Origin of the sequence: Longimicrobium sp. (assembly GCF_036280135.1) — a bacterium.
Lineage (GTDB): Bacteria > Gemmatimonadota > Gemmatimonadetes > Longimicrobiales > Longimicrobiaceae > Longimicrobium.
Genome location: NZ_DASURI010000988.1, coordinates 1 through 2,465, shown reverse-complemented (window position 1 = coordinate 2,465; position 2,465 = coordinate 1). Strand labels below are relative to the sequence as shown.

Annotated in this window: 1 protein-coding gene; it reads left to right on the top strand. The window is 72.9% G+C overall.

Translation table 11 applies throughout. The features are described 5' to 3' along the window. Positions 1–14 precede the first annotated feature (14 nt). The coding region (locus tag VFZ20_RS31800) for a PAS domain S-box protein (RefSeq protein WP_329688006.1) at positions 15–2,465 on the top strand (2,451 nt) is incomplete at its 3' end.

The window sequence follows — 2,465 nt, the reverse complement described above, 5'->3', positions numbered from 1 at the left end:
CGCCCCCGCGCGAGCTGCGGGGCATGCGCATCCAGGCGCTGCTGCCCGAGGACGCGGCCCCGCACCTGGAGGCGGCGCTGGCCCGGGCCGCGCGCACGGGCGAGCTGGCCACCGTGGAGTATCGGCGCGAGGCCGGCGCGCCCCACGAGTACGAGGCCCGCGTGGTGCCCCTGGCCGACGGCAGCCTCATCTCCGTCATCCGCGACATCACCGAGCGCAAGGGCGCGGAGCGCGAGCTGGAGCGCCGCCGCCGCGAGGCCGAGCAGGTGGCCGAGACGCTGCGGCAGCAGGCCCTCGTCTTCGAGACGCTGGCCGAGGCCGTCGTCATCACCGACGCCGAGGGGCGCGTACGGGACTGGAACCCCGCCGCGGAGCGCATGTTCGGCGACCACCACCCCGCCGCCGTGGGGCGCCCCGGCGGCCTGGTGCGCCCCGGCCACGAGCCGGGGATCGCCGACGCCGTCCGGGCCGCGCTGGGCGGCGACGGCAGCTGGACGGGCGAGGTGCCGTTCACCCGCGCGGACGGCACGGAGGGCGTGGCCGACGCCGTCGTCGTGCCGCAGACGGACGCGGCCGGGCGCCGCGTGGCCCTCATCAGCGCGTACCGCGACGTCACGGCCCGCAAGCAGGCCGAGGCCGAGGTGGTGCGGCAAAAGGCCTTCTTCGAGGAGATCATCGCCTCGCTGGAAAGCGGCGTGGCCGTGTTCGACACCGAGCTGCGCTACCACTATGCGAGCCCCAACTCCATCGTGGACCCCGAGATCCGTGCCTGGACGGTGGGGCGCACGGTGCGGGAGTACGGCGAGCGCAAGGGGCTGCCCGAGGAGATCATCCGCAAGCGCGAGAACGGGCTACGGGCGGCCATCCGGACCAGGAAGGCAAGCGACTTCGAGGAAACCATCCGCGGCCCCGACGGCAAGCCGCGCCACGTCATCCGCCGTTCCCTCCCCGTGCTGGACGAGGCGGGCGACATCCTGCGCATCATCGGCTACAGCGTCGACATCACCGAGCGCGTGCGGATGGCCGAGGTGCTGCGGCAAAGCGAGGAGCACTTCCGCGCCCTCATCGAGAACGCCCACGACATCACCTGCATCATGGACGCGCAGGGGGTGATCACCTACCAGAGCCCGTCCATGAGCCGCCTGCTGGGGTGGGAGCCGGACGACATCATCGGCCGCCCCGCGTGGACGCTCATGCACCCCGACGACGTCCCCGGCGTGCGGGCCGCCATGGCCGAGATCCTGGCCGCGCCCGGCACCAGCCGCGTGGTGGAGTACCGGTTCAGGCACCGCGACGGCGAGTGGCGGATGCTGGAGGCCATCGGCCGCACCCTTTCGCCCGACACGGCCGAGCAGGGACTCGTGGCCAACATCCGCGACGTCACGGAGCGGCAGCAGGCCGAGCTGGCCCTTCAGGAGCGCGAGGAGCACTTCCGCCAGCTCATCGAGAACGCCCACGACATCACCTGCATCCTGGGCGTGGACGGGACGATGTCGTACCTGAGCCCGTCCATCCTGCGGGTGCTGGGCTACCCGCCCGAGGCGCTGGAGGGGCAGATCTGCTTCGCCTACATGCACCCCGAGGACGTGGCGGCCGTCGTGGCCTCCATCCAGGGCGTGCTGGGCGCCCCGGGATCCACGGGCTACGCGGAGTACCGCTTTCGCCACGCGGACGGCTCGTGGCGGCACCTGGAGGCCGTGGGGCGCATGGTGGTGCCCGGCGACCCGGCGGAGGGCTTCGTGCTCAACATCCGCGACGTCACGGAGCGCCGCGAGGCCGAGGAGGCCCTGCGCGAGGCCACCCTGGCGGCCGAGCGGGCGCGGTCCGAGGCGGAGCGGGCCAACCTGGCCAAGAGCGAGTTCCTGTCGCGCATGAGCCACGAGCTGCGTACGCCCATGAACTCCATCCTGGGGTTCGGCCAGGTGCTGGCCCGGGCGGAGCTGCGGGTGGACCAGCAAAAGCACGTGCAGCACATCCTCAAGGCCGGCCGGCACCTGCTGCGGCTGATCAACGAGGTGCTGGAGATCGCGCGCATCGAGGCGGGGCGGCAGAGCTTCTCGCTGGAGCCCGTGCACGTGGGCACGGTGATGGCGGAGGCCATCGGCCTCGTGCGCCCCATGGCCGAGCAGCACGACGTGGAGGTGGAGGAAGGCGCCAGCACGGGCCGCGACGGCTTCGTGCACGCCGACCGGCAGCGCCTCACGCAGGTGCTGCTGAACCTGCTGTCCAACGCCATCAAGTACAACCGCACCGGCGGCCGCGTGCGCCTTACCTGCCAGGCGGACCCCGTGGGCGAGGACGGCGAGCCGCAGGTGTGGCTGCGGGTGGAGGACAGCGGCCACGGCATTCCCGAGGCCCGGCTGCACCAGCTCTTTACCCCCTTTGCCCGGCTGGGCGCGGAGCAGACGGAGGTGGAGGGGACTGGGCTCGGACTCGCCCTCTCGCTGCGCCTGGCCGAGGCCATG